The 24,017-nt window shown below is 66.1% G+C and carries 25 protein-coding genes; 9 read left to right on the top strand and 16 right to left on the bottom strand.

Going from position 1 to position 24,017, the window contains the following annotated elements; translation table 11 throughout:
• Positions 1-50: 50 nt before the first annotated feature.
• The 11 genes from odhB to sdhC form a co-directional block, all read right to left on the bottom strand.
• Complete coding sequence (gene odhB, locus ShzoTeo12_RS14815) at positions 51-1,283, bottom strand: 2-oxoglutarate dehydrogenase complex dihydrolipoyllysine-residue succinyltransferase (RefSeq protein WP_318910172.1); 1,233 nt, start codon at positions 1,281-1,283, stop codon at positions 51-53.
• Positions 1,284-1,337: 54 nt separating this feature from the next.
• On the bottom strand, positions 1,338-4,334 hold the full coding sequence (locus ShzoTeo12_RS14820; protein WP_119258989.1) for a 2-oxoglutarate dehydrogenase E1 component: 2,997 nt from the start codon (positions 4,332-4,334) through the stop codon (positions 1,338-1,340).
• Positions 4,335-4,450: 116 nt separating this feature from the next.
• Positions 4,451-5,353 (bottom strand): succinate--CoA ligase subunit alpha, encoded by a 903-nt coding sequence (gene sucD / locus ShzoTeo12_RS14825; protein WP_318910173.1) that lies wholly within the window; start codon positions 5,351-5,353, stop codon positions 4,451-4,453.
• 17 nt (positions 5,354-5,370) lie between these two features.
• Positions 5,371-6,564 (bottom strand): ADP-forming succinate--CoA ligase subunit beta, encoded by a 1,194-nt coding sequence (sucC, locus tag ShzoTeo12_RS14830; protein WP_318910174.1) that lies wholly within the window; start codon positions 6,562-6,564, stop codon positions 5,371-5,373.
• A gap of 26 nt (positions 6,565-6,590) precedes the next feature.
• Positions 6,591-7,553, bottom strand: a complete 963-nt coding sequence (mdh, locus tag ShzoTeo12_RS14835; RefSeq protein WP_119258992.1) for a malate dehydrogenase — start codon at positions 7,551-7,553, stop codon at positions 6,591-6,593.
• A gap of 164 nt (positions 7,554-7,717) precedes the next feature.
• A complete protein-coding gene (gene zapE / locus ShzoTeo12_RS14840) occupies positions 7,718-8,911 on the bottom strand; it encodes a cell division protein ZapE (RefSeq protein WP_318910175.1) in 1,194 nt (397 codons plus the stop codon).
• Positions 8,912-8,949: 38 nt separating this feature from the next.
• A complete protein-coding gene (locus ShzoTeo12_RS14845; RefSeq protein ID WP_119258994.1) occupies positions 8,950-9,495 on the bottom strand; it encodes a protease inhibitor Inh/omp19 family protein in 546 nt (181 codons plus the stop codon).
• A 143-nt stretch (positions 9,496-9,638) separates the two neighbouring features.
• Positions 9,639-10,418, bottom strand: a complete 780-nt coding sequence (locus ShzoTeo12_RS14850) for a succinate dehydrogenase iron-sulfur subunit (protein ID WP_318910176.1) — start codon at positions 10,416-10,418, stop codon at positions 9,639-9,641.
• A gap of 18 nt (positions 10,419-10,436) precedes the next feature.
• Positions 10,437-12,278, bottom strand: coding sequence for a succinate dehydrogenase flavoprotein subunit (sdhA, locus tag ShzoTeo12_RS14855; protein WP_318910177.1), 1,842 nt, complete (start codon positions 12,276-12,278; stop codon positions 10,437-10,439).
• 6 nt (positions 12,279-12,284) lie between these two features.
• The gene (gene sdhD / locus ShzoTeo12_RS14860; RefSeq protein WP_119258997.1) at positions 12,285-12,665 is read right to left on the bottom strand and encodes a succinate dehydrogenase, hydrophobic membrane anchor protein; all 381 of its coding nucleotides are present in this window, start codon (positions 12,663-12,665) and stop codon (positions 12,285-12,287) included.
• 10 nt (positions 12,666-12,675) lie between these two features.
• On the bottom strand, positions 12,676-13,068 hold the full coding sequence (gene sdhC / locus ShzoTeo12_RS14865) for a succinate dehydrogenase, cytochrome b556 subunit (protein WP_119258998.1): 393 nt from the start codon (positions 13,066-13,068) through the stop codon (positions 12,676-12,678).
• A 299-nt stretch (positions 13,069-13,367) separates the two neighbouring features.
• On the opposite strand from sdhC, the gene ShzoTeo12_RS14870 reads away from it, so the two are divergent.
• On the top strand, positions 13,368-13,811 hold the full coding sequence (locus ShzoTeo12_RS14870; RefSeq protein ID WP_318910178.1) for a hypothetical protein: 444 nt from the start codon (positions 13,368-13,370) through the stop codon (positions 13,809-13,811).
• Here the strand turns inward: ShzoTeo12_RS14870 and ShzoTeo12_RS14875 are convergent.
• From ShzoTeo12_RS14875 to tsaD, 5 genes are read right to left on the bottom strand one after another with little or no spacing between them, the layout of a single operon-like run.
• Entirely contained in the window at positions 13,805-14,455 is a 651-nt protein-coding gene (locus tag ShzoTeo12_RS14875) for a methyltransferase (protein WP_318910179.1), read from the bottom strand. The genes ShzoTeo12_RS14870 and ShzoTeo12_RS14875 overlap by 7 nt on opposite strands.
• Before the next feature lie 43 nt (positions 14,456-14,498).
• Entirely contained in the window at positions 14,499-14,930 is a 432-nt protein-coding gene (locus ShzoTeo12_RS14880; protein ID WP_318910180.1) for an EVE domain-containing protein, read from the bottom strand.
• A gap of 6 nt (positions 14,931-14,936) precedes the next feature.
• Positions 14,937-15,230, bottom strand: coding sequence for a YciI-like protein (locus ShzoTeo12_RS14885; RefSeq protein ID WP_318910181.1), 294 nt, complete (start codon positions 15,228-15,230; stop codon positions 14,937-14,939).
• 15 nt (positions 15,231-15,245) lie between these two features.
• Positions 15,246-16,232 (bottom strand): NAD(P)H-dependent glycerol-3-phosphate dehydrogenase, encoded by a 987-nt coding sequence (locus tag ShzoTeo12_RS14890; protein ID WP_318910182.1) that lies wholly within the window; start codon positions 16,230-16,232, stop codon positions 15,246-15,248.
• Complete coding sequence (gene tsaD, locus ShzoTeo12_RS14895; protein WP_318910183.1) at positions 16,229-17,323, bottom strand: tRNA (adenosine(37)-N6)-threonylcarbamoyltransferase complex transferase subunit TsaD; 1,095 nt, start codon at positions 17,321-17,323, stop codon at positions 16,229-16,231. Before tsaD ends, ShzoTeo12_RS14890 begins: the two co-directional genes overlap by 4 nt.
• A gap of 73 nt (positions 17,324-17,396) precedes the next feature.
• Here tsaD and hemC point away from each other — a divergent pair, with 73 nt between their 5' ends.
• The 8 genes from hemC (at position 17,397) to ShzoTeo12_RS14935 (ending at position 24,016) form a co-directional block, all read left to right on the top strand.
• Positions 17,397-18,326 carry a hydroxymethylbilane synthase gene (gene hemC, locus ShzoTeo12_RS14900; RefSeq protein WP_119259005.1) on the top strand — a complete coding sequence of 310 codons (930 nt, stop codon included), beginning with the start codon at positions 17,397-17,399 and terminating at the stop codon, positions 18,324-18,326.
• 2 nt (positions 18,327-18,328) lie between these two features.
• Positions 18,329-19,054 carry a uroporphyrinogen-III synthase gene (locus tag ShzoTeo12_RS14905; RefSeq protein ID WP_318910184.1) on the top strand — a complete coding sequence of 242 codons (726 nt, stop codon included), beginning with the start codon at positions 18,329-18,331 and terminating at the stop codon, positions 19,052-19,054.
• 97 nt (positions 19,055-19,151) lie between these two features.
• The gene (locus tag ShzoTeo12_RS14910) at positions 19,152-20,399 is read left to right on the top strand and encodes a COG4223 family protein (protein ID WP_318910185.1); all 1,248 of its coding nucleotides are present in this window, start codon (positions 19,152-19,154) and stop codon (positions 20,397-20,399) included.
• Between the two features lie 12 nt (positions 20,400-20,411).
• The gene (locus ShzoTeo12_RS14915) at positions 20,412-22,043 is read left to right on the top strand and encodes a heme biosynthesis protein HemY (RefSeq protein WP_318910186.1); all 1,632 of its coding nucleotides are present in this window, start codon (positions 20,412-20,414) and stop codon (positions 22,041-22,043) included.
• 24 nt (positions 22,044-22,067) lie between these two features.
• Positions 22,068-22,550: a TerB family tellurite resistance protein gene (locus ShzoTeo12_RS14920; protein ID WP_318910187.1), complete on the top strand. Its 483-nt coding sequence runs from the start codon at positions 22,068-22,070 to the stop codon at positions 22,548-22,550.
• 3 nt (positions 22,551-22,553) lie between these two features.
• Positions 22,554-23,270, top strand: coding sequence for a glutamine amidotransferase (locus tag ShzoTeo12_RS14925; RefSeq protein ID WP_318910188.1), 717 nt, complete (start codon positions 22,554-22,556; stop codon positions 23,268-23,270).
• Between the two features lie 144 nt (positions 23,271-23,414).
• Positions 23,415-23,705 carry a YggT family protein gene (locus ShzoTeo12_RS14930; protein WP_119259011.1) on the top strand — a complete coding sequence of 97 codons (291 nt, stop codon included), beginning with the start codon at positions 23,415-23,417 and terminating at the stop codon, positions 23,703-23,705.
• Complete coding sequence (locus ShzoTeo12_RS14935; RefSeq protein WP_318910189.1) at positions 23,702-24,016, top strand: DUF167 domain-containing protein; 315 nt, start codon at positions 23,702-23,704, stop codon at positions 24,014-24,016. Before ShzoTeo12_RS14930 ends, ShzoTeo12_RS14935 begins: the two co-directional genes overlap by 4 nt.
• Position 24,017: the final 1 nt, after the last annotated feature.

Consider the following 24,017-nt stretch of genomic DNA (forward strand, 5'->3'; position numbering starts at 1 on the left):
CTCGGTCGAAAGCCGCCCCTGCTGCGGGGCGGCTTCGGTCTCGCGAACGATCAGAGATCGAGAACGAGGCGTTCCGGGTCTTCCAGGCTTTCTTTGACGCGCACCAGGAAGGTCACGGCTTCCTTGCCGTCGACCATGCGGTGGTCGTAGGACAGCGCGAGATACATCATCGGACGGATGACGATCTGGCCGCCGACGACGACCGGGCGCTCCTGGATCTTGTGCATGCCGAGGATGCCCGACTGCGGGGCGTTGAGGATCGGCGAGGACATCAGCGAGCCGTAGACGCCGCCGTTCGAGATGGTGAAGGTACCACCCTGCATGTCGGCCATCGACAGCGCGCCGTCACGGGCGAGCTTGCCGAGACGGCCGATTTCCTTCTCGATCTCGGCGATCGACATCTGGTCGGCATCGCGCACGACCGGGACCACGAGCCCCTTGTCCGTGCCGACGGCAACGCCGACATGGCAGTAGTTCTTGTAGATGATGTCGGTGCCGTCGATCTCGGCGTTGACGGCCGGCAGTTCCTTCAGCGCGTGGGTGACGGCCTTGGTGAAGAAGCCCATGAAGCCGAGCTTCACGCCGTGCTTCTTCTCGAAGATGTCCTTGTAGCGGCTGCGCAGGTCCATCACGGCCTTCATGTCCACCTCGTTGTAGGTGGTCAGCATGGCGGCAGTGTTCTGCGCATCCTTGAGGCGCTTGGCGATGGTCTGGCGCAGGCGCGTCATCTTCACGCGCTCCTCGCGCGGCGCGTCGGCCGCCGAGGAGGCCGGACGGGCGGCAACCTTGACCGGCTCGACCGAGGCGGCGGGGGCCGTGATGCCCTTGGCGAGGGCGGCGATGACGTCGCCCTTCAGCACCTGGCCACGCTTGCCGGAACCATCGACCTGATCGGCCGCGATGTTGTTTTCGGCGAGCAGCTTGGCGGCGGCCGGAGCGGGCGGCATGGAGGACGCGCCGGCAGCGGGCTTGGCCTCGGCGGCAGGTGCCGCGGCGGCAGCTTTCTCGACCTTCTCGGCAGCGGCCGGAGCAGCGGCGGCGGCAGCGCCCTCGGCGATCTGGCCGAGCAGGCCGCCCGGCTCGACGGTGTCGCCGGCATTGGCGGTGATTTCCGACAGGACGCCGGAGGCCGGGGCCGGCACTTCGATCGTCACCTTGTCGGTTTCCAGTTCACAGAGCGGCTCGTCGGCCTTGATGGCGTCGCCCACCTTCTTGAACCAGGTGCCGACGGTCGCTTCGCTGACGGATTCGCCCAAAGTCGGGACGCGGATTTCGGTAGCCATGAGTTGAGTTCCGTTGTTCGTGTCTTTGTCGTGGGTGCGGGGACACTGGGCGGCTTAGCCGCCCAGCGCGTCCTCGAGGAAGGCGGCAAGCTGCGCGAGATGCTTGGACATCAGGCCCGTCGCCGGCGAGGCAGCGGCCGGACGGCCGGTATAGCGCACACGCTGGTACTTGGCGTCGATATGCGCCAGCACCCATTCCAGATACGGGTCGATGAAGGCCCAGGCGCCCATGTTCTTGGGCTCTTCCTGGCACCACACCATCTCCGCGTTGCGGAAGCGGCTGAGCTCGTTGATCAGCGCCTTGGCCGGGAACGGGTAGAGCTGTTCGAGGCGCAGCAGGTAGACGTCGTCGATACCGCGCTTCTCGCGCTCTTCCAGAAGGTCGTAATAGACCTTGCCCGAGCACATCACGACACGGCGGATCTTGGCGTCCTTCTGGAGCTTGATCGGACCGTCCTTGATGACCTCGGCGTCGTCCCACAGCAGGCGGTGGAACGAGCTTTCGCCCGCCATTTCCGACAGCGAGGAGACCGCGCGCTTGTGGCGCAGCAGCGACTTCGGCGTCATCATGATCAGCGGCTTGCGGAAGTCGCGCTTCACCTGACGGCGCAGGATGTGGAAGTAGTTCGCCGGCGTCGTGACATTGGCGACCTGCATATTGTCTTCCGCGCAGAGCTGCAGGAAGCGTTCGAGGCGGGCGGAGGAGTGCTCCGGACCCTGCCCCTCATAGCCGTGCGGCAGCAGGCACACGAGGCCCGACATGCGCAGCCATTTGCGTTCGCCGGACGAGATGAACTGGTCGAAGATGACCTGCGCGCCGTTGGCGAAGTCGCCGAACTGGGCTTCCCAGAGGGTGAGCGCGTTCGGGCGGGCCAGCGAGTAGCCGTATTCGAAGCCGAGCACCGCTTCTTCCGAGAGCATCGAGTTGATGACCTCGTAACGCGCCTGCGTCGGCGAGAGGTTGGCAAGCGGGATGTAGCGGTCCTCGGACTCCTGATCGTAGAGAACCGAATGGCGCTGCGAGAAGGTGCCGCGCTCGCAGTCCTGGCCGGACAGGCGGATTTTCGTGCCCTCGACGCAGAGCGTGCCGAAGGCCAGCGCCTCGCCCATCGCCCAATCGATGCCCTCGCCCGTTTCGACCATCTGCATGCGGTTGTCCATGAACCGCTGGATGGTCTTGTGGGCGTGGAAGCCTTCCGGGATCGTCGCGATCTTGCGGCCGATCTCCTTGAGCTGCTTCATCGGCACCGAGGTCTTGCCGCGGCGCTGTTCGTCCTGGTTGTCGGCCGAGCGCAGGCCCGACCACACGCCGTCGAGCCAGTCGGCCTTGTTCGGCTTGTAGGACTGGCCGATCTCGAATTCGGTTTCGAGGTTGGCGCGCCAGTCGGCCTTCATCTTCTCGAATTCGCCCTCGGTGATGACGCCTTCGGCGATCAGGCGCGAGCCGTAGAGGTTGACGACCGTCTTGTGGGCGCGGATCGCCTTGTACATCTTCGGCTGCGTGAACGCCGGCTCGTCGCCTTCGTTATGGCCGAAGCGGCGGTAGCAGAAGATATCCAGCACGACCGGCTTGTGGAAGGTCATGCGGAATTCGGTCGCGACCTTGGCGGCATAGGTCACCGCCTCCGGATCGTCGCCGTTCACATGGAAGATCGGCGCCTCGATCATCTTCGCCACATCCGACGGATAGGGCGAGGAGCGCGAGAAGGCCGGGTTCGTGGTGAAGCCGATCTGGTTGTTGATGATGACATGCACGGTGCCGGCGACACGGTGGCCGCGCAGGCCCGAAAGGCCGAGGATCTCGGCAACGACGCCCTGGCCCGCGAAGGCCGCATCGCCGTGCAGCAGCAGCGGCATGACCTTGGCGCGCTCGCGCAGCGGGATGATGTCGCCTTCGAAGACGGTCGCCATCTGGTCCTGCTTGGCGCGGGCCTTGCCCATGACGACCGGGTTGACGATCTCCAGATGCGAGGGATTGGCGGTCAGCGACAGGTGCACCTTGTTGCCGTCGAACTCACGGTCCGAGGAGGCGCCGAGATGGTACTTCACGTCGCCCGAGCCTTCCACGTCGTCGGGCGCATAGGAGCCGCCCTTGAACTCGTGGAAGACGGCGCGGTGGGGCTTGGCCATCACGTTGGTGAGGACATTGAGGCGGCCGCGATGCGCCATGCCGAGCACGATTTCCTTGAGGCCCATCTGGCCGCCGCGCTTGATGATCTGCTCCAGCGCCGGGATCAGCGCTTCGCCACCGTCGAGACCGAAGCGCTTGGTGCCCTTGTACTTGACGTCGATGAACTGCTCGAAGCCTTCCGCCTCGATCAGCTTCTGCAGGATCGCCTTCTTGCCTTCGACGGTGAAATCGACGCCCTTGTCCGGGCCTTCGATGCGTTCCTGGATCCAGCCCTTCTCTTCCGGGTTGGAGATGTGCATGAACTCGACGCCGATGGTCGAGCAATAGGTGCGCTCGAGGATTTCGACCATCTCGCGCACGGTCGCGTATTCGAGGCCGAGCACGTTGTCGATGAAGATCTTGCGGTCGAGATCCTTCTCCTCGAAACCGTAGTTCGAGGGCGAAAGCTCGTGATAGTCCTCGACCGGGGCGGCGATGCCGAGCGGGTCGAGTTTCGCATGCAGGTGGCCGCGGGCGCGATAGGCGCGGATCATCATGATGGCGCGCACGGAATCGCGGGTCGCCTGGTTGACGTCGGCCTGGTTGACCGGCGCGCCGGTCTGCGCGGCGACGGCCTCGGCCTTCGCCTGGACCTTCTTTTCGAGAACCTTCTCGACCATGCCCCAGTTGCCGTCGAGCGCCGAGACGAGTTCGCCGTTTGCGACGATCGGCCAGTTCGCGCGCTTCCACGAGGCGCCCTTGGCCGCCTTGATCACGTCGGAGGGCTGGTCTTCGAGGGCCTTGAAGAAGGTCCGCCATTCCTCGCCGACGGAGGCGGGATCCGCCTCGTAGCTGGCATAGAGCTGTTCGATATAGGCTGCGTTCGCCCCGTCGAGGAAGGACGTGGCCAGGAATTGTTCGTTGGCGTCTTGCCGTGCCATGGTTCTCTGCGGGCGCCGCCCGCCTCCCGAACGATCGTGTTGTGACTGCCCGGCACATCCTGCCGGGAAGAGCCAGAGAGGCCGGCGTTTCAGCCGGCCTCTCCTCGTTTCGTTTCTCAGCCCTTGAGGACTTCGACCAGGGTCTTGCCGAGGCGTGCCGGCGAAGGCGAAACGCGGATGCCCGCAGCTTCCATCGCCGCGATCTTGGATTCCGCATCGCCCTTGCCGCCGGAAACGACAGCGCCGGCGTGGCCCATGGTGCGGCCCTTCGGAGCGGTACGGCCCGCGATGAAGCCGGCCATCGGCTTCTTGCGGCCCTTCTTGGCCTCGTCGATGAGGAACTGCGCCGCATCTTCCTCGGCCGAGCCGCCGATTTCGCCGATCATGATGATCGAGGTCGTGGCGTCGTCGGCCAGGAACATCTCAAGCACGTCGATGAACTCGGTGCCCTTGACCGGGTCGCCGCCGATGCCGACGGCCGTCGTCTGGCCGAGGCCTTCGTTGGACGTCTGGAAGACGGCTTCATAGGTCAGCGTGCCGGAGCGCGAGACGATGCCGACCGAACCCTTGCGGAAGATCGAGCCCGGCATGATGCCGATCTTGCATTCTTCGGGCGTCAGGATGCCGGGGCAGTTCGGGCCGAGCAGGCGCGACGTGGAGCGGTCGAGGCGGGCCTTGACGCGCACCATGTCGGCAACCGGGATGCCTTCGGTGATGCAGGTGATGAACGGGATTTCCGCATCGATCGCCTCGATGATCGCGTCCGCGGCGCCTGCCGGCGGAACGTAGATCACGGATGCGTCCGCACCGGTCTTTTCCTTGCCTTCGGCGACGGAAGCGAAGATCGGCAGGCTTTCGCCCTTGGAGCCGGTCCAGGTTTCGCCGCCCTTCTTCGGATGGATGCCGCCGACCATCTGCGTGCCGTAATAGGCGAGCGCCTGTTCGGTGTGGAAGGTGCCGGTCTTGCCGGTCAGGCCCTGAACGAGGACCTTGGTGTTCTTGTTGACGAGAATCGACATGAGGTCTGGTCCTTCAGTTAGCCGTTGATCGCGGCGACGATCTTCTTGGCGGCGTCGTCCAGATCGTCGGCGGCGGTGATCGCCAGGCCGGATTCGTTCAGGATCTTCTTGCCAAGCTCGACATTCGTGCCTTCGAGGCGAACGACCAGCGGAACCTTGAGGCCGACTTCCTGCACGGCCGCAACGACACCCTCGGCGATGACATCGCACTTCATGATGCCGCCGAAGATGTTGACGAGGATGCCCTCAACCTTCGGGTCGGCCGTGATGATCTTGAAGGCAGCCGCAACCTTCTCCTTGCCGGCGCCGCCGCCGACGTCGCAGAAGTTCGCCGGCTCCTTGCCGTAGAGCTTGATGATGTCCATCGTCGCCATGGCAAGGCCTGCGCCGTTGACCATGCAGCCGATATTGCCGTCGAGCGCCACATAGGCGAGATCCCACTTGGAGGCCTCGATTTCCTTGGCGTCTTCCTCGGTCTCGTCGCGCAGCGCCTTGATGTCGTCATGGCGGAAGAGGGCATTGCCGTCGAAGGAGACCTTGGCGTCGAGAACGCGCATGCGGCCGTTCTTCATGACGATCAGCGGGTTGATCTCAAGCAGGCTCATGTCCTTCTCGACAAAGGCCTTGTAGAGGATCGGGAAGAGCTTTTCGGCATCGGCCTTGGCTTCGCCGTCGAGCTTGAGAGCCGCCGTCAGCTTGGCAAGGTCGTCGGCGGTGACGCCGGCTTCCGGGTTGATCGCAACGTTGACGATCTTTTCCGGCGTGTCATGCGCAACGGCCTCGATGTCCATGCCGCCTTCCGTCGAGACGACGAAGGCAACCTGGCCGACGGAGCGGTCGACGAGCAGCGAGAGATAGAGTTCACGGTCGATGTCGGCGCCGTCCTCGATATAGAGGCGGTTCACCTGCTTGCCGGCCGGGCCGGTCTGCGCGGTGACGAGCGTGTTGCCGAGCATTTCCTTGGCATGGGCCTTGGCTTCCTCGATGGAGAAGGCGAGGCGAACGCCACCCTTGGCGTCGGGGCCGAGTTCCTTGAACTTGCCCTTGCCGCGGCCGCCGGCGTGGATCTGGCTCTTGACCACGTAGAGTGGGCCGGGGAGCGACTTGGCAGCCGCTTCCGCCTCGTCCGCGGAGAAGATCGCGACGCCCTCGGCGACCGGCGCGCCGTAGCTCTTCAAGAGAGCCTTGGCCTGGTATTCATGAATGTTCATCGGGAAAATCCTGTCTGGCTACCGGATTACTTCAGGGCGGGAGCGATGTTGATGCAGGCTTCGCAGAGACCGGCAACGGCGCCGACCGACTTGTCGAAGGCTTCCTGCTCGGCCTTGTTGAGGTCGATCTCGACGATGCGCTCGACGCCGCCGGCGCCGATCACGGTCGGAACGCCGACATACATGTCCTTCACGCCGTACTGGCCGGAAAGGAAGGCCGCGCAGGGCAGGACGCGCTTCTTGTCCTTGAGGTAGGATTCGGCCATCTCGATGGCGGAAGCGGCCGGGGCATAATAGGCCGAGCCGGTCTTCAGGAGGCCGACGATCTCGGCGCCGCCGTCACGGGTGCGCTGGATGATCTCTTCGAGACGTTCCTTGGTGACCCAGCCCATCTTGATGAGGTCGGTCAGCGGGATGCCGGCGACGGTCGAGTAGCGGGCGAGCGGCACCATCGTGTCGCCGTGGCCGCCGAGAACGAAGGCGGTGACGTCCTGGACGGAAACTTTGAATTCCTCGGAGAGGAAGAGGCGGAAGCGGGCCGAGTCCAGCACGCCGGCCATGCCGACGACCATGTTCTTCGGCAGGCCGGAGAACTTCTGCAGCGCCCAGACCATGGCGTCGAGCGGGTTGGTGATGCAGATGACGAAGGCGTTCGGGGCATACTTCTTGATGCCGGCGCCGACCTGTTCCATGACCTTGAGGTTGATGCCGAGCAGGTCGTCGCGGCTCATGCCGGGCTTGCGGGCAACACCGGCGGTGACGATGCAGACATCGGCGCCTTCGATCGCGGCATAGTCGCTCGCACCCGTCAGCGAGGCATTGAAGCCTTCGACCGGCGAGGACTGGGCGATGTCGAGGCCCTTGCCCTGCGGAATGCCGTCGGCGATGTCGAAGAGGACGATATCGCCCAGCTCCTTCAGGCCGGCCAGATGCGCCAGCGTGCCACCGATCATGCCAGAACCAATAAGTGCGATCTTCTTGCGGGCCATGAAAGCTTCCTTTGCTCCGATCAACGGTCCCTCATGTCGCAGTTGCGGGACCTTTCGGGGCAAGGGCTTACGCCTACCCGGTTAAAAATTCAACACATACTTTTGGACTGAAATATTTCAATCGGTTAGATGTAAAATATCTTACGTAAACGTAAGTATTTCCGTCACGCTTCCGTCACCTTTCCATCGTATCTTGCCCGATGGTCGGCAAGATATTCCGTGCTGCGGATCTCGATGAGGCGCGACACTGTCCGGTCGAATTCGAAGCCTTCCGTTCCCTTGCGTGTCACCAGCAGGTTCTCCGGCGCCGCCGCCGCGGAAGCGAAGAGCCGCGCCCGATGATCGTAGATCGTGTCGACGAGATTAATGAAGCGCTTCGTCTCGTTGCGCTTCTCCGCCCCCAGAAGAGGAATGTGGTCGACGAAGAGCGTGTCGAAATGCGCGAGGATTTCGAGATAGTCTGCCGCGCCCAGGGGCCGCTCGCACAGATCGGCGAAGGAGAACCGGGCGATCCGCCCCGCCGCCTGCGGCACCGCGATGCTCCGGCCACGGAAGGAGATTGTCCGCGGGCCGGTCGTCATGCCCGCCGTCTCCCGCCGCCAGGCCGCATCCATCGCCATGTCGGCCTCCGCGCCGAGCGGATGGCGGAAGACAGGCAGGCCGCTGTCCTTTTCGAGCCGGTAATCGGTCAGCGAGTCCAGCGGCACGATCTCGACATGCTGTTTCAGGAGATCGACGAAGGGCAGGAAAAGCCCGCGATTGAGCCCGTCCTTGTAGAGATTGTCCGGCTCCACATTGGAGGTCGCGACGAGGATGCAGCCGCGCTGGAACAGCTCTCCGAAAAGCCGCGACAGGATCATCGCATCGGCGATGTCGGTTACGGAGAATTCGTCGAAGCAGAGCAGCCGCGCCTCCTCGATGAGGCTGGCGGCCACCGGCGGCACGGGATCGGCCTGCTTGGTCTCGCCGGCCTTCAGCTTCTGGCGGTGCTTGTGGATGCGCTCGTGCACATCGGCCATGAACTCGTGGAAATGCGCCCGGCGCTTGCGCTTGACCGGCGCGAGCTCGAAGAACATGTCCATCAGCATGGTCTTGCCGCGCCCGACGCCGCCATAGAGGTAAAGCCCCTTCGGGGCGCTGGCGCTTTCGGGCTTGCGGGAGGCGAAGAGCCAGCCGAGGGCGCTCGACTTGCGCGCCGGACGCTGGGCATGGACCTCCCCGAGCAGGCGGTCGAAGCGCAAGGCCATCGCCTTCTGCGCCGGATCCACCTTCAGCGCACCGCTTGCGACAAGGGCCTCCAGCCTATCCGAGACGCCGTGGTCCGGATGTGTCGAAACCCTGTCCCAGTCCTTGCCCATGGGCGGCAATCATCCGTATCGATGGCGAAAGGGCGAAATCAGCGCGAGAGGCTGAGCGGCTGGCCCGAATTGGTCGAACCGTCGAAGCGGGAATCGGCCGACTTGTAGAGGCGTCCGATCGCATTGCCGTTGAGATCCTTGAGGATGACCTGCTTGCCGGCCACTTCCCAGGAGCGCATGGTCGTCAGCTCGCCGGCGCAGCCGCGCGTGCCGCCGCGAAGGCCGCTGCCGAGATTGGTGAGCGTCAGGAACATGTCGCAGGAGGACGGGCCGTTGGAAACGCGCCAGTTGCCGACCATGCCTTCCTTCTTGACCTCGAGGCCGTTGGCGGCTGCCGCGGCATCGCCGCCCATGCCGGTACCGGTCGCCATCGCCGTATCGGTCGTCGGCTTGTCCGGGAACTGACCGCCGGCGGTGCTCGTCGTCGGATCGGGAAGCTGGCTCGAAGAGACCGTGCCGACAGGCTGGGCTTCGAGAGGCCGCAGGTTCGGCTGCGTATTGACGCTGTCCATCGAAGCGGTGCGCTGGCAACCGGCAAGAGCAAGCGCCATCATCAGTCCGCCTGCCGCATGGTGAATCCGCATCTCGATACTCCCGATATCTGCCCGATACTGCTGCCCTGCAGCAATTCCCGCCGAATTAACGTGAATCGCCCGCGCGAATCAAGATGAAACGGCCCGAATGATCGGGCCGCCTCCTCACGTTTCATGAACGTCGCTTATGGAGATCAGAGGCGGCGCTCGACCAGCATCTTCTTGATTTCGCCGATCGCCTTGGCAGGATTGAGGCCCTTCGGGCAGGCCTGGGCGCAATTCATGATCGTGTGGCAGCGATAGAGGCGGAAGGGGTCTTCCAGGTTGTCGAGACGTTCACCCGTGGCCTCGTCGCGGCTGTCGATCAGCCAGCGATAGGCCTGCAGCAGCACGGCGGGGCCGAGATAGCGGTCGCCGTTCCACCAGTAGCTCGGACAGGAGGTCGAGCAGCAGGCGCACAGGATGCACTCGTAGAGGCCGTCGAGCTTGAGGCGGTCCTCATGGCTCTGCTTCCACTCCTTGGCCGGCGTCGGCGACACGGTCTTCAGCCAGGGCTCGATGGAGCGGTGCTGGGCGTAGAAATTGGTAAGGTCCGGAACGAGGTCTTTGACCACCGGCATGTGCGGCAGCGGATAGACCTTCACCGTGCCCTTCACCTCGTCCATGCCCTTGGTGCAGGCGAGCGTGTTGGTGCCGTCGATGTTCATGGCGCAGGAGCCGCAGATGCCTTCGCGGCAGGAGCGACGCAGCGTCAGCGTCGGGTCGATCTTGTTCTTGATGTAGAGCAGCGCATCGAGGACCATCGGGCCGCAATCGTCGACATCGATGTAGAACGTGTCGATCGACGGGTTCTTCCCGTCGTCCGGATTCCAGCGGTAGATGCGGAACTCGCGGGTGTTCATGGCCCCGTCCGGCTTCGGCCAGACCTTGCCTTCGGTCATCTGCGAGTTCTTCGGGAGAGCGAGTTCAACCATGTCCAGTTCTCCTCGATATCAGTAGACGCGCGCCTTGGGCGCGATCTTCTGGGGATCGATCCCGTCGGCGATGAGGTCGGTGTGAACGGGACGATAGTCGAGCTTCACCTCGCCCGCATCGTTGACCCAGGCGAGCGTGTGCTTGCGCCAGTTGACGTCGTCGCGGCCGGCGAAGGGGCCGTCGACATAGTCCTCGCGGGCATGCGAACCGCGGCTTTCCTTGCGAGCCTCGGCGCCGTAGACCGTCGTGATGGCGTTGGCCATCAGGTTTTCCAGCTCCAGCGTCTCGACGAGGTCGGAGTTCCAGATCATCGAGCGGTCGGTGACCTTGATGTCGGACATTTCCTTCCAGATTTCCGTCATGCGCTTGCAGCCGTTTTCGAGCGATTCCTGCGTGCGGAACACGGCGGCGTCTTCCTGCATGGTGCGCTGCATCTTGTCGCGCAGCACCGCCGTCGGCGTGCTGCCGTTGGCGTTCCGGAGATGGTCGAAGCGATCCATGATCCTGTCGCAGGCGGCGATGTCGAGCGCCGGGACCGCCTCGTTGCGGTCGATCACCTGGCCGGCGCGGATGGCGGCGGCACGGCCGAAGACCACGAGGTCGATCAGCGAGTTGGAACCGAGGCGGTTGGCGCCATGCACCGAGGCGCAGCCCGCCTCGCCCACCGCCATCAGGCCGGGCGCGATGCGCTCCGGGTTTTGGGCATCGGCATTCAGCACCTCGCCCCAGTAGTTCGTCGGAATGCCGCCCATGTTGTAGTGGACGGTCGGCAGGACCGGGATCGGCTCGCGCGTCACGTCAACGCCGGCGAAGATCTTCGCGCTCTCGGAAATGCCCGGCAGGCGCTCGTGCAGAACGGCCGGATCGAGATGGTCGAGATGCAGGAAGATATGGTCCTTGTTCTTGCCGACGCCGCGGCCTTCGCGGATTTCCATCGTCATGCAGCGCGAGACGACGTCGCGCGAGGCAAGGTCCTTGGCCGACGGCGCATAGCGCTCCATGAAGCGCTCGCCCTCGGAATTGACGAGATAGCCGCCTTCGCCGCGCGCGCCCTCGGTGATGAGGCAGCCTGCGCCGTAGATGCCGGTCGGGTGGAACTGGACGAATTCCATGTCCTGCAGCGGCAGGCCGGCACGTGCGATCATGCCGCCGCCGTCACCCGTGCAGGTATGCGCCGAGGTGGCGGAGAAGTAGGCGCGGCCGTAGCCGCCGGTCGCCAGAACCACCATCTTGGCGGCGAAGCGGTGGATCGTGCCGTCGTCGAGGTTCCAGGCGACGACGCCGGTGCAGCGGCCATCGGCCGACATGATCAGGTCGAGCGCGAAATATTCGATGAAGAATTCCGCATTGTTGCGCAGCGACTGGCCGTAGAGCGTGTGCAGGATCGCGTGGCCGGTGCGGTCGGCGGCGGCGCAGGTGCGCTGCACCGGCGGGCCTTCGCCGTAGTTCTGCATGTGTCCGCCGAACGGGCGCTGGTAGATCTTGCCTTCCGCGTTGCGCGAGAAGGGCACGCCGTAATGCTCCAGCTCATAGACCGCCTTCGGCGCTTCCATGGCGAGATACTGCATGGCGTCGACGTCGCCGAGCCAGTCGGAACCCTTGACGGTGTCGTAGAGATGCCACTGCCAGCTGTCCGGCGTCATGTTCTGCAGCGAGGCGGCGATGCCGCCCTGCGCGGCGACGGTGTGCGAGCGCGTCGGGAAGACCTTGGTGATGCAGGCCGTCTTCAGGCCCTGCTCGGCCATGCCGAGCGTGGCGCGAAGGCCCGCGCCGCCGGCGCCGACGACGATCACGTCGAAGGAGTGGTCCACATAGGTATAGGCCTTGCCGTTGGCCGCCGGGGAGGAGATCGCTGCCATGATGGATTATCCTGCGAAAGCGATTTTGAGGACGGCGAAGAGACAGAGCCCACCGACCAGGATCGCGAAGAAGGTGTTGAGCATGAGAAGGCCGATCTTCACGCCCTCCGCATGCACATAGTCCTCGATGATGACCTGCATGCCGAGCTTCATGTGGATGAGGCCGGAAATGACGACGAGGCCCATGAGGACGGCGACGATCGGATGCGACAGCGCTGCCGTCACTTCCGCGTAGGACGCGCCGTTATAGCAGATCAGGAAGCCGACGAAGAACAGCATCAGCGGAACGTTGGCGACGGCCGTCAGGCGCTGGCGCCAGAAATGCTCCGTGCCGTCCTTTGCCGAGCCGAGGCCGCGAACCTTGCCGAGGGGCGTGCGCATGTCCATGGGTGTCTCCTCAGCGGGCCAGGGTGCCGACGATCCAGATCAGCACCGTCAGGGCGACGGAGACGACCGGGGTCAGAAGGGCGAGCCGGGTGGAAAAGTGCTTCTCGTAGCCACGGCCCATGTCCCACATGAAATGGCGCAGGCCGCCGAGCATATGATGCATCAAGGCCCAGGTGTAACCGAAGAGGACGAGGCGGCCGATCCAAGTGCCGAAGAACCAGCTCACCCAGTCGAAATAGGCTTCGCCCGTCGCCGCCGCGATCAGCCACCAGGCAACGAGGACAGTGCCGAAATAGAGCGCCGCGCCGGTGACGCGGTGCACGATGGACATGACCATCGTCGGGATCGGCTTGTAGACTTGGAGATGCGGCGAGAGCGGCCGGCTTCGAGTGACATTCGCCATCTGAACCTCACGGAACCCCGGAGAGCCAAAATCTGGACAAATTTTCTCCGGAATTGCAGTATGTTGTGCACAATGCAGTGATTGCGACGTTTAATCACCGGAAGGCGGAACCACAAGCCTTCTTGCAGTGCAAAATGAATTTAATCGATTAGACGCCGGCAGGCATCCGCGCGCTCGTTCACCCGCCGCGCCCGTTAACCAAGAGCGCGGAAAACCCTGCGCGATCCGTGACTTTCGCCGGTTCCTGCCCCATCTTGCGGTTAACGATTTGTTAAGCGTAACCCGGAAGGCAGGACAGAATGACTCTGTTATCAGCGCTCCGTGCGACCAAAGTCTTAGGGCTGGCGGTCGTGCTTGTCGCCGGCGGCATGACGGCCGCCGAAGCCGGGGACGGGTGGCATCCCCGTCGCCACAATGGTCATCACGGCCGCTACCACCAGCTGCCGAGGATGGACCGGAACGCCGTCCACGACGGCCACCGCCTCGGCACCGAGCTGCGCTACGGCCGCGCCGGCCGGCCGCTTCTGCGGCGCGACGGCGATTTCTACGGCGGGGCGGTAACGGCCTATCGCGAGCGCGGCAACGGCATCTATTTCTATGTCGACGGCGACGACGGCCCGATCGGCTGGTACGACCGGCCGGCAAGGCGCCACAGGAGCGGTCCGAAGGTCATCACCGTGCGGCCGGGCCAAAACGGTTGCGCATGGCAGGCTGGCGTCTGCGTCATCCGGCCGGGTTATTGAGCCCGGAAGCGCCAGACCGTCGTCTTCTTGACCTCGCTGTCCTCCAGCGCCCGCGTCACCGGCACCGCATAGGTGGCAAGCGCCTCCATGCGCTCGCGCGGGCAATAGGCGCGACCGGGATCGCCGACCAGCACGCTCGCCCCGCGCGCCGCCAGCGCTGAAAACCACGGGATGAGCAGACCGGCAAAACCGCGGTCATAGAAAACGTCGCCGGCAAGGACGACGTCCCAGCGGCCGTCCTGCCCGATAAGGTCGTCGGACGTATGGTCGAGCGTCACGCCGTTGAGACCGGCATTGAGGCGGATCGCCGTCTCGCTCCACGGATCGATATCCGCCGCCAGCACCTTCGAAGCACCCGACATGCGCGCGGCAATGCCGACAAGGCCGGAGCCGCTGGCGAAATCCAGCACCGTCTTTCCGGCGACCAGCGCCGGATGATCGAGCACATGGCGGGCAAGGCCCTGCCCGCCCGCCCAGGCGAAGGCCCAGAAGGGCGGCGGCAGGCCGATCGCTTCCAGCTCCTCCTCCGTCTTCAGCCAGAGATCGTGCGCCTCGGTGGCGAGCCTCAGCTTCACCTCCGGCACATGCGGCGGCGACAGCACGTCCGTATTGCCGCGGATGAAGACTTCAGGGTCCGTCTTCACGAAAGCATCGCTCCGGAGAAGGCGGCACGCAAAGCGGAAGCCATCAGCGCGGCGGGTTGTCGAGGCCGCCCATGCGGCAGACCTCGATCCACTCCTCCTCCGTCACCGGCTGCACGGAAAGGCGCATGGAGGTGACGAGCGACATGTTGGCGAGCCTCGGATTGGCCTTGATGTCCTTGAGGGTCACGGGCTTCGGCATGTCGCGCACGGCGCGGATGTCGACGCATTCCCAGCGCGGATCCTCGCCGGCGGTCGAATCGGGATGCACCAGGGCGCAGACTTCCGTGATGCCGATGACTTCGAGCCCCTCGTTGGAGTGGTAGAAGAAGCCCTTGTCGCCGATCTTCATGGCCCGCATGTTGTTGCGTGCCTGGTAATTGCGCACGCCGTCCCATTCCTCGCCGGCCTCGCCCTTCGACTTGAGCTTTTCCCAGGAGAACTTGAAGGGTTCGGACTTGTAGAGCCAGTATGCCATCGGGTCTTACGCCTCCGGATTGTTGAAGACCCAGTTCCAGGCCTTCACCTCGACTTCGGCGAAGAGACCGGCCTTGGCATAGGGATCGTCGGCCGCGATCCGCCGCGCATCCTCGATGGTCTCGGCCTTCACCACGACGAGGCTGCCGGTCGGCTTGCCGTCGTCGCCGAGGAAGGGGCCGGCGAAGCCGAGCTTGCCGTCCGCATTGAGCGCGTTGAGATAGGCGAGATGTTCGGGGCGCGTGTCGAGACGCACCTGGAGCGAACCGGGTTTGTCCTTGCAGAGAAATGCGAAATGCATGCGGCTGTCCCTTCCTTATTCCTGGGTGATGGGGCGCGTCATGAGCTGCCCGATGGCGGTCTTCACGTCGAGCGTGCCGTCGACGATGCGGGCGACGGCGTCGGTGATCGGCATATCGATGCCCTTTTCGGCGGCGACGACAGAGGCGACCGAGGCGGCGAAAGCGCCTTCCACCAGATCGCCGGACCAGCCGGCGGCATTGCCGTGCCGGCCGAGCGCGATGCCGAAGCGCAGGTTGCGCGACTGATGGCTGGTGCCGGTGAGGACGAGGTCGCCGAGGCCGGAAAGCCCCGTCACCGTGATGCCCTCCCCGCCATGCGCCTCGACGAAACGGGAAAGCTCGGCAAGCCCGCGCGAAATCAGCGCCGCGCGGGCAGAATCGCCGAGCTCGGCGCCCTCGATGATGCCGCAGGCAATCGCCAGCACATTCTTGAGCGCACCGCCAAGCTGCACGCCGATACGATCCGTCGAAGGATAGAGCCGGAAGGTCGGCCCGGACAGCGCCTGCGCCAGCGCGGCGCCTATCTCCGCCGTGCGCGCGGCGATCACCATCGCCGTCGGCAGGCCTTTGGCGATATCAGCGGCAAAGCCGGGGCCGGAGAGGACGGCGATCTCGCGGCCGGGCAGCTCCTCTTCCAGCACCTCGGTCAGGAGCCGGCCGGTGCCCTTCTCCATGCCCTTGGCGCAGATGACGACGGCCGTGCCCGGCGCAAGAAGCGGCGCCAGCGACCGCGCCGCCGCGCGCTGCGCCTGCGAGGGCATGGCGAAGAGCACGATACCGGCGCCGCGCATGGCTTCCGCATCGGCGCTATAGGCCAGCGCCGCCGGCAGCTCGATGCCCGGCAGCGCCTTTTCATTGCGGCGGGTGGCCTGCATGGCCTCGATGGAAACCGCGTCGCGGCCGATCAGCGTGACGTCGCCGCCGCTGGCGGCCGCCACGCTTGCCAGCGCCGTGCCGAAGGCGCCCGCGCCGACCACGGCGATCTTGCGGCTGACGCTCATGCCTTGGCCCCTCGCTTGCCCGATCCGAGAACCGTCGCCGCATCGCGGTCGAGCGGCCAGCGCGAGCGCGGCGCGACCGAGAGATCATCAGGCGCAAGGCCGGCCGCCATGCGCTCCAGCCCGGCCCAGGCGATCATCGAGGCATTGTCGGTGCACAGCGCCAGCGGCGGCGCGATGAAGCGGAACCTGTTCTTGTCGCAGAGCGCCTGCAACGTCGCGCGCAGCTCCGCATTCGCCGCCACGCCGCCGGCAACGACGAGCGCCGGCGTTTCGGCATCGGGGTAGAGCGCGCGGAACCGCTCCAGTCCGCGGCCGATACGGTCCTTCAAGGTACGCGAGACGGCGCGCTGGAAGGAGGCGCAGATATCGGCGATATCCTGGTCCGTCACCGGCTCGATGGACTGCGCCGCCTGCCGCACCGCCGTCTTGAGGCCGGAGAAGGAGAAATCGAGCCGCGCCTCGCCGACGAGCGGTCGCGGGAAGGTGAAGCGCTCGGGATTGCCCGTCTTCGCCATGCACTCCACCGCCGGCCCGCCGGGATAGGGCAGGCCGAGGAGCTTGGCCGTCTTGTCGAAGGCCTCGCCGAGCGCGTCGTCGATAGTCGTGCCCCAGCGCTCGTAATCGTCGACGCCGCGCACCAGCACGAGCTGGGTATGGCCGCCAGAAACGAGCAGCATGAGATAGGGGAAGGAAAGCCCGTCCGTCAGCCGCGCCGTCAGCGCATGACCTTCCAGATGGTTGACCGCATAGAGCGGCTTGCCTGTCGCCCGCGCGATCGCCTTGCCGGTCATCAGCCCGACGATCAGCCCGCCGATCAGCCCCGGCCCGCTCGTCGCGGCGATGGCGTCGACATCGTCTAAGGAACGGCCGGCGCGCAGAAGCGCCTCGGAAATCAGGCTGTCCAGCGCCTCGACATGGGCGCGCGCCGCGATCTCGGGCACAACGCCGCCATAGGCGCTGTGCTCTTCCAGCTGGCTCAGCACGACCTCGCCGAGGATCTCGCCCCTGCCGTCGGCATCGCGCGCGACGACGGACGCGGCGGTCTCGTCGCAGCTCGTTTCGATGCCGAGAATGGTCAGGTGGGGCGACATGAAGCACTAGGATCGATTGCGGGCGGCTCTAAAGCCGGTTACGAGACATCCCGGTAACAATGGATCAAGGCGGATGCAAACAAAACCTTTCAGGATCGGCACCCGTGGCAGCCCGCTGGCGCTCGCCCAGGCCTACGAGACCCGTTCGCGCCTGATGGCAGCGCACGGCCTGCCGGAGGCGATGTTCGAGATCGTCGTGCTCTCGACCACCGGCGACCGCATCACCGACCGTTCGCTGGCGCTGATCGGCGGCAAGGGCCTGTTCACCGAGGAGATCGAGGCGCAGCTTTCCTCCGGCGAACTGGACCTTGCCGTGCACTCCTCCAAGGACATGCCGACAAAGCTGCCGGAGGGCCTGCACCTCTCGGCCTTCCTGCCGCGCGAGGATATCCGCGACGCCTTCATCGGCCGCGCGGCAAAGCGCCTCCTCGACCTGCCGCAGGGCGCGACCGTCGGCTCGGCCTCGCTGCGCCGCCAGGCGCTCATCCGTCGCCTTCGGCCCGACCTCAATGTCATCGTCTTCCGCGGCCAGGTGGATACCCGCCTCGGCAAGCTCGCCGAAGGAAAGGCCGATGCGACGCTGCTCGCCTATGCCGGTCTGAAACGCCTCGGCAAGCTCGACGTGCCGACGGAGATCCTCGATCCCCTCACCTTCCCGCCGGCCCCGGCGCAGGGCGCCATCTGCGTCGAGAGCCGCATCGGCGACGACCGGGTGAACGGCCTGCTGTCCGCCATCGACGACCGGCCGACCCATGCGGCCGTCGCCTGCGAGCGCGGCTTCCTCGCCACGCTCGACGGCTCCTGTCGCACGCCCATCGCCGGCTATGCCACCGTCGAGGGCGATCACCTGCGCTTCCGCGGCACGATCCTGACCCCGGACGGCAGCCGCTTCCACGAGATCGAGACGAGCGGCCCGGCCGCCGATGCCGCCGCCCTCGGCGAAAAGGCGGGCGAGGATATCCGCGCCATGGCGGGAGCGGATTTCTTCGAAAGCTGGACCTGACCATGCACGTCCTCGTCCTTCGTCCCGAGCCTGCGGCGGCACGCACCGCCGACCGGCTCGCGGCGCTCGGACACGAGGCCGTGCGCCTGCCGCTCTCGAAGGCCGAGCATGCCGTCGATGCCGTGAAGGCCGCCCTGGCCGAACCCCATGGAGCCATCGCCGTCACCAGCGCGGAAATGGCCCGCCTGTTCGAAGGGATCGGCGGCGCCCCCGCCGCGCATCGGGACACCACCGTCTTCGCCGTCGGGGAAGCAACCGCACAGGCCATGCGCCAGAGCGGTTTCACCAATGTCCTCAACGCGGAAGGCGACGGCGAAAGCCTTGCCGGGCTGATCGCGGCCCATGTCCGCGCGAAGGGACCGCTGCCGCATCCCCTCCTCTATCTCGCCGGCAATCCGCGCGGCCCGGGTTTCGAGGCCCGGCTGGCGGCGGCCGGCATTCCGTTCCGCACCGTGGAAGGCTACCGCATGGTGCCGCTCGCCCCCACCCGCGAGGCGGTGGAGGCCGCCCTGCTGCATCCGATACCCGACGCCGTGCTGCTCTATTCGCGGGAGAGCGCCTGCGCCTTCTTCGCCCTTGCCCCCCTTGCCGAAGCGCCGGCGCGCTTTGCCGCCCTCCGCCTCCTCTGCATCAGCGCCAATGTCGCGGCGGCGGTGCCGCAAGGCTTTCCGGCCCGCGTCGCCATCGCCCGGGCACCGAGCGAGGAAAGCCTTCTCGCGCTGCTCTAAATGCAGGCACCGGCGGTGAAATTGCCGCAAGGGTCTTTCCCTCCCTGCCATCCCTGTCTACCTTGAGTGCAATGCACATGAATGCGAGGAGGCCGCCATGGAACCGGAAACCCCGTCCCGTCGTAAGAAGGCCGGCGACGAGCCCGTGACGATCGATCTCGAAGCCGCTCCCGCCGCCGTCGACAACGAGGCGCCTGCCGCCGAGGAGACGGTCGAGACCGAGGCTTCCGTGCCGGAAAACGCCGAAGCCGCAGACACCGAAACCGCAGCGGCTGCTGCCGATCCCGTCGAGGACAGGGCGGAGCCGATCGAGCCCGCCCGCGCCACCTATGAGGAACCCGCCCGCGCCGAAACGCCGCCGCCCCGCCAGCGCGGCAATGCCGGCCCGCTTGCTGCCGGCATTCTCGGCGGCCTGATCGCCCTCATCGGCGCCGGCAGCCTGCAATATGGCGGCTACCTGCCGTCGCTCGGCCCGGAAAAGCCCGGCGACAACGGCGCCGTCGCCTCGCTTTCCAACGAGGTCGAGGCGCTGAAGGCGCGGCTTGCCGAAAGCACCGCCGCAAGCCCCGGCGATCTCCAGCCGCTCGAAGCCCGCCTCGCCGCCCTCGAAAAATCGGCCGGCGCGACCGACGTTACGCCCGGCGCAGATCCGGAAGCCGTGAGCAAGCTGGAAGGCGATGTTAGCCGGCTCACGACCGAGCTCGCCACTCTCCGCGAGGCCGTCACCCGCACGACGGAGGCGGTCAACACTACCGAGACCCAGCTGACGGAGCGCATCGCCGCCGCCGAGCAGAAGATCGATGAGCCGCGCAGCGACGTCGCCATGGCGCGCGCCGTCGCGGCAAGCGCACTGAAGACCGCCATCGACCGTGGTGGCCCCTACCTTGCCGAGCTGGAGGCCTTCGCCAGCGTCGCGCCGGACGATCCGTCCATCGCGGGCCTGCGCGAACATGCGGCCGTCGGCGTACCCTCGCGCGCCGATCTCGTGCGCGATTTCCAGCCGACGGCCGACGCCATCCTCGATGCCGTGCACCAGCCGGAAGGCGACCAGGGCATCTTCAACCGCCTGATGTCGAGCGCCGCCTCGGCGATCCGCGTGCGCCCTGTCGGCAGCATCGAGGGCGACACGCCCGAGGCGGTCGTCGCCCGCATCGAGAACAAGCTGCAGAACGGCGACTTCAAGGGCGCCGCGATCGAATGGCAGACCCTGCCGGAGCCGGGCAAGGCAGCGGCGGCGGACTACAAGCGCAAGCTGGATGCACGCGTCGGCGTCGAGGACCTGATCGGCGCCGCCGTTTCCGGCGCCCTCAACGGCCAGACCACCGCCACCGGCAACCAGGGCTGAGGAGAAGGCTTCATGTTTCGCATTCTGGTCTTCATCCTCTTCGTCCTTGCGCTTGCCGCGGGCTTTGCCTGGCTCGCCGACCGTCCGGGCGAGCTTTCCATCATCTGGCAGGGCCAGCGCGCCGACATGAGCCTGATGGTGGCCGCGACGCTCGTCGTCTCGCTGGTCGCCGCCGTCATGTTCTGCTGGTGGCTGGTGCGCGTCGTCTGGACCTCGCCGCATTCCATCCAGCGCTATTTCCGCGCCCGCAAGCGCGACCGGGGCTATCAGGCCCTGTCGACCGGGCTGATCGCCGCCGGCGCCGGCGACGCCGCCAATGCCCGCAAGATGCTGGGCCGCACCAAGGGCCTTCTCAGCGCCGACCAGGAACCGCTCATCCACCTGCTGGAAGCGCAGGCGGCGATGATCGAGGGGCGCTATGACGACGCCCGCAAGAAATTCGAGCTGATGGCCGACGATCCGGAAACGCGCGAACTCGGCCTGCGCGGCCTCTATCTCGAGGCCCGCCGCCTCGGCGCCAACGAGGCGGCCCGGCAATATGCCGAGCGCGCCGCCGAAAAGGCCCCGCAGCTTCCCTGGGCGACGGAAGCGGCCCTCGAATACCGCTCCGAGGCCGGCGACTGGGACGAGGCGCTGAAACTCCTCGGCGACGGCCGCTCCGGCTCGGCGGAAGAGAAGAAGACCTATGCCCGCCGCAAGGCCGTGCTCCTCACCGCCCGCGCCGTGGCAAAGCTCGACGCCGACCCGAAGGGCGCCCGCGAGGATGCCCACCAGGCCTTGAAGCTCGACGAGAATTTCGTGCCCGCCGGCCTCATCGAGGCCAAGGCGTATCTGCGCGAGGACAATCTTCGCAAGGCCGCCTCCATCCTCGAAAGGCTCTGGAAGGCGACGGCGCATGGCGACGTCGCGCGGCTCTATGTCCGCGCCCGCAGCGGCGATTCGGCGACGGATCGGTTGAAGCGGGCGGAAAAGCTGGAGGCGATGCGGCCGAACAATGCCGAGGCGCTCTATGCCGTCGCCGAGGCCGCGCTGGAGGCCCGCGACTTCGCCCGCGCCCGCGCCAAGGCCGAAGCCGCCGCGCGCCTCTCCCCGCGCGAAAGCGCCTTCCTGCTGCTGGCCGACATCGAGGATGCCGAGACCGGCGACCAGGGCCGCATCCGCCACTGGATGAACCAGGCGCTGAAGGCCCCGCGCGATCCGGCCTGGACCGCCGACGGCATCACCGCGCCGGAATGGCGCGCCGTCTCGCCCGTCACCGGCCGCCTCGACGCCTTCGAATGGAAGACCCCGGTCAGCGAATTGCAGGGGCCGGTCGAGGAAGGCTCGACTGATGCCGTCGACGAGGCCATCCGCACTCTGCCACCGCTCGCCATCGAGGCGAAGCCCGCCCGGATCGAACCGGAGGAAAGGGTCGAGAAGACCGAAACGGCGAGGCCGGTCGTTGTGGCCGCGGTGGCCGAACCCGCGCCGGTCAGGACCGTGACGCCGGAGAAGGCACCCGAGAAGACGCCAGAGAAAACACAAGTCGAGACGGTCGGCGGCATGGAGGAGGAACGCCCCTTCTACGGCCTGCCGGACGATCCGGGCGTCAAGGAAGGCGCGGTCGCCAGGCGCGACGGCACCAGCGGTTTCCGATTGTTCTGAGTACGGGAAACGGGGCTTAAATCGATGTTCGAACGCTTGCAGCATTTTCTTGCGAGCCTTTCCGGCGACGGCAAGCGCGCCTTCGCCGCCGACGATCCGCGGGTCGCCGTCATGGCGCTCTGCATCCAGGTCATGGAAGCCGACGGCAAGGTGCTGGCCGTCGAGAAGAAGGCGCTCCGCGCCCACTTCAAGGCGTTCTACGGCGTGGACGAGGCCGAGCTCGACGCGCTCGCCGCCGCCGGCGCCGATGCCGAGAGCGAGGCGATCGACTTCTTCCACTTCACCTCGGAACTGAAGCGCCAGCTTTCGGAAGAGCAGCGCGTCGCCCTCATCGGCCTCCTCTGGGAGATCGTCTATGCCGACGGCGAGCGCAGCGAAATGGAGGACCACGCCATCTGGCGCATCGCCGACCTTCTCGGCGTTTCCGGCCGCGAGCGCATCATGAAGCGGCAGGAAGTGGCCGGGCGGCACGGCGCGGCGAAGCACGAGGAGCCGGACGAAGGCTGAACCATGCCCGATCTCTCCACCGCACGGCCCCTGAAGCGGCCCATCCTCGTCGTGCTGCACCAGGAAAGCTCCAGCCCCGGCCGCGTCGGCCAGATCCTGCAGCGAATGGGCCATGCGCTGGATATCCGCCGCCCGGTGCTCGGCGATCCGCTGCCCGAGACGCTCGCCCACCATGCCGGCGCCGTCGTCTTCGGCGGGCCGATGAGCGCCAATGACGCCGAGCCCTATGTGCGCCGGGAGATCGACTGGCTCTCGGTGCCGCTCAGGGAGAACCGCCCCTTCCTCGGCATCTGCCTCGGCGCGCAGATGCTGGTGAAGAACCTCGGCGGCACGGTCTCGGGCCATGCGGACGGCTGGACGGAGATCGGCTGGTATCCCCTGAAGGCGACGACGGCCGGCACTGCGCTGATGGCCTGGCCGAGCATGGTCTACCAGTTCCACCGCGAGGGTTTCGACCTTCCCGCCGGCGCCACCCTGCTCGCCACCGGCCACCACTACGAGAACCAGGCCTTCCGTTACGGCGACAATGCCTGGGGCATCCAGTTCCACGGCGAATTGACGCTCGCCATGATGCATCGCTGGGTGGTGCGCGGGGCGCATCGCTTCGACCTGCCCGGCGCGCAGGTCGGCAGCCTCCATCTCGACGGTCGCCTGCTGCACGATGCGGCGCTGCGGCACTGGATGGCGTCCTTCCTCGACCGCATTTTCCACGAGGCATGAACGCCATTCCGCGAGGGAACCGGCAGGCTTTGCGCCCGCGCAGGTCGCCGCGCATTAAACATGTTGCCGTCCCGTCCGATGCGCGGCCTTGCTGGCGCAAGCCGCAATGGCTACATGTCAGCACGAAACCAATCGGAGACGTCAATGATAGCGGTCATCAACACCCTATTGTTCATCATCAATATCGCGTGGTTCCTGGTGATCGCCTCGGCGATCTTCTCCTGGCTCTACGCCTTCAACGTCATCAACGCGAACAATCAGGTGATCGCCACCATCGGCCGCTCGCTCTATCAGCTGACCGAGCCGATCTACCGGCCGATCCGCCGCGTCCTGCCCAATTTCGGCGGCGTCGACCTGTCGCCGCTCGTCGTGCTCGTCATCCTGTTCTTCCTGGAACAGATCGTCCGCACGGTGCTGGCCCCCGCGATCCTGTGACGGCGGCGCTGAGCCGCCACAGCGACCATGTGCGCCTGACCGTCCGGCTGACGCCGAACGGCGGGGGCGATGCCATGGACGGATGGGAAACCGGCGCCGATGGCGAGGGCCACCTGAAGGCCCGCGTCAGCGATCCGCCGGACAAGGGCAAGGCCAACAAGGCGCTGATCGTGCTCGTCGCCAAGGCGGCAGGCGTCGCCAAGTCCGCCGTCAGCCTCGTTTCCGGCGACACCCAGAGAAAGAAAATCCTCCGGATCGAGGGCGACCCGGAGGATATCGTTTCGAGGCTTGAAAGCGCAGTGCCGCGCTAAA

Source organism: Shinella zoogloeoides, from assembly GCF_033705735.1.
In the GTDB taxonomy this organism is placed as follows: Bacteria; Pseudomonadota; Alphaproteobacteria; order Rhizobiales; family Rhizobiaceae; genus Shinella; species Shinella zoogloeoides_A.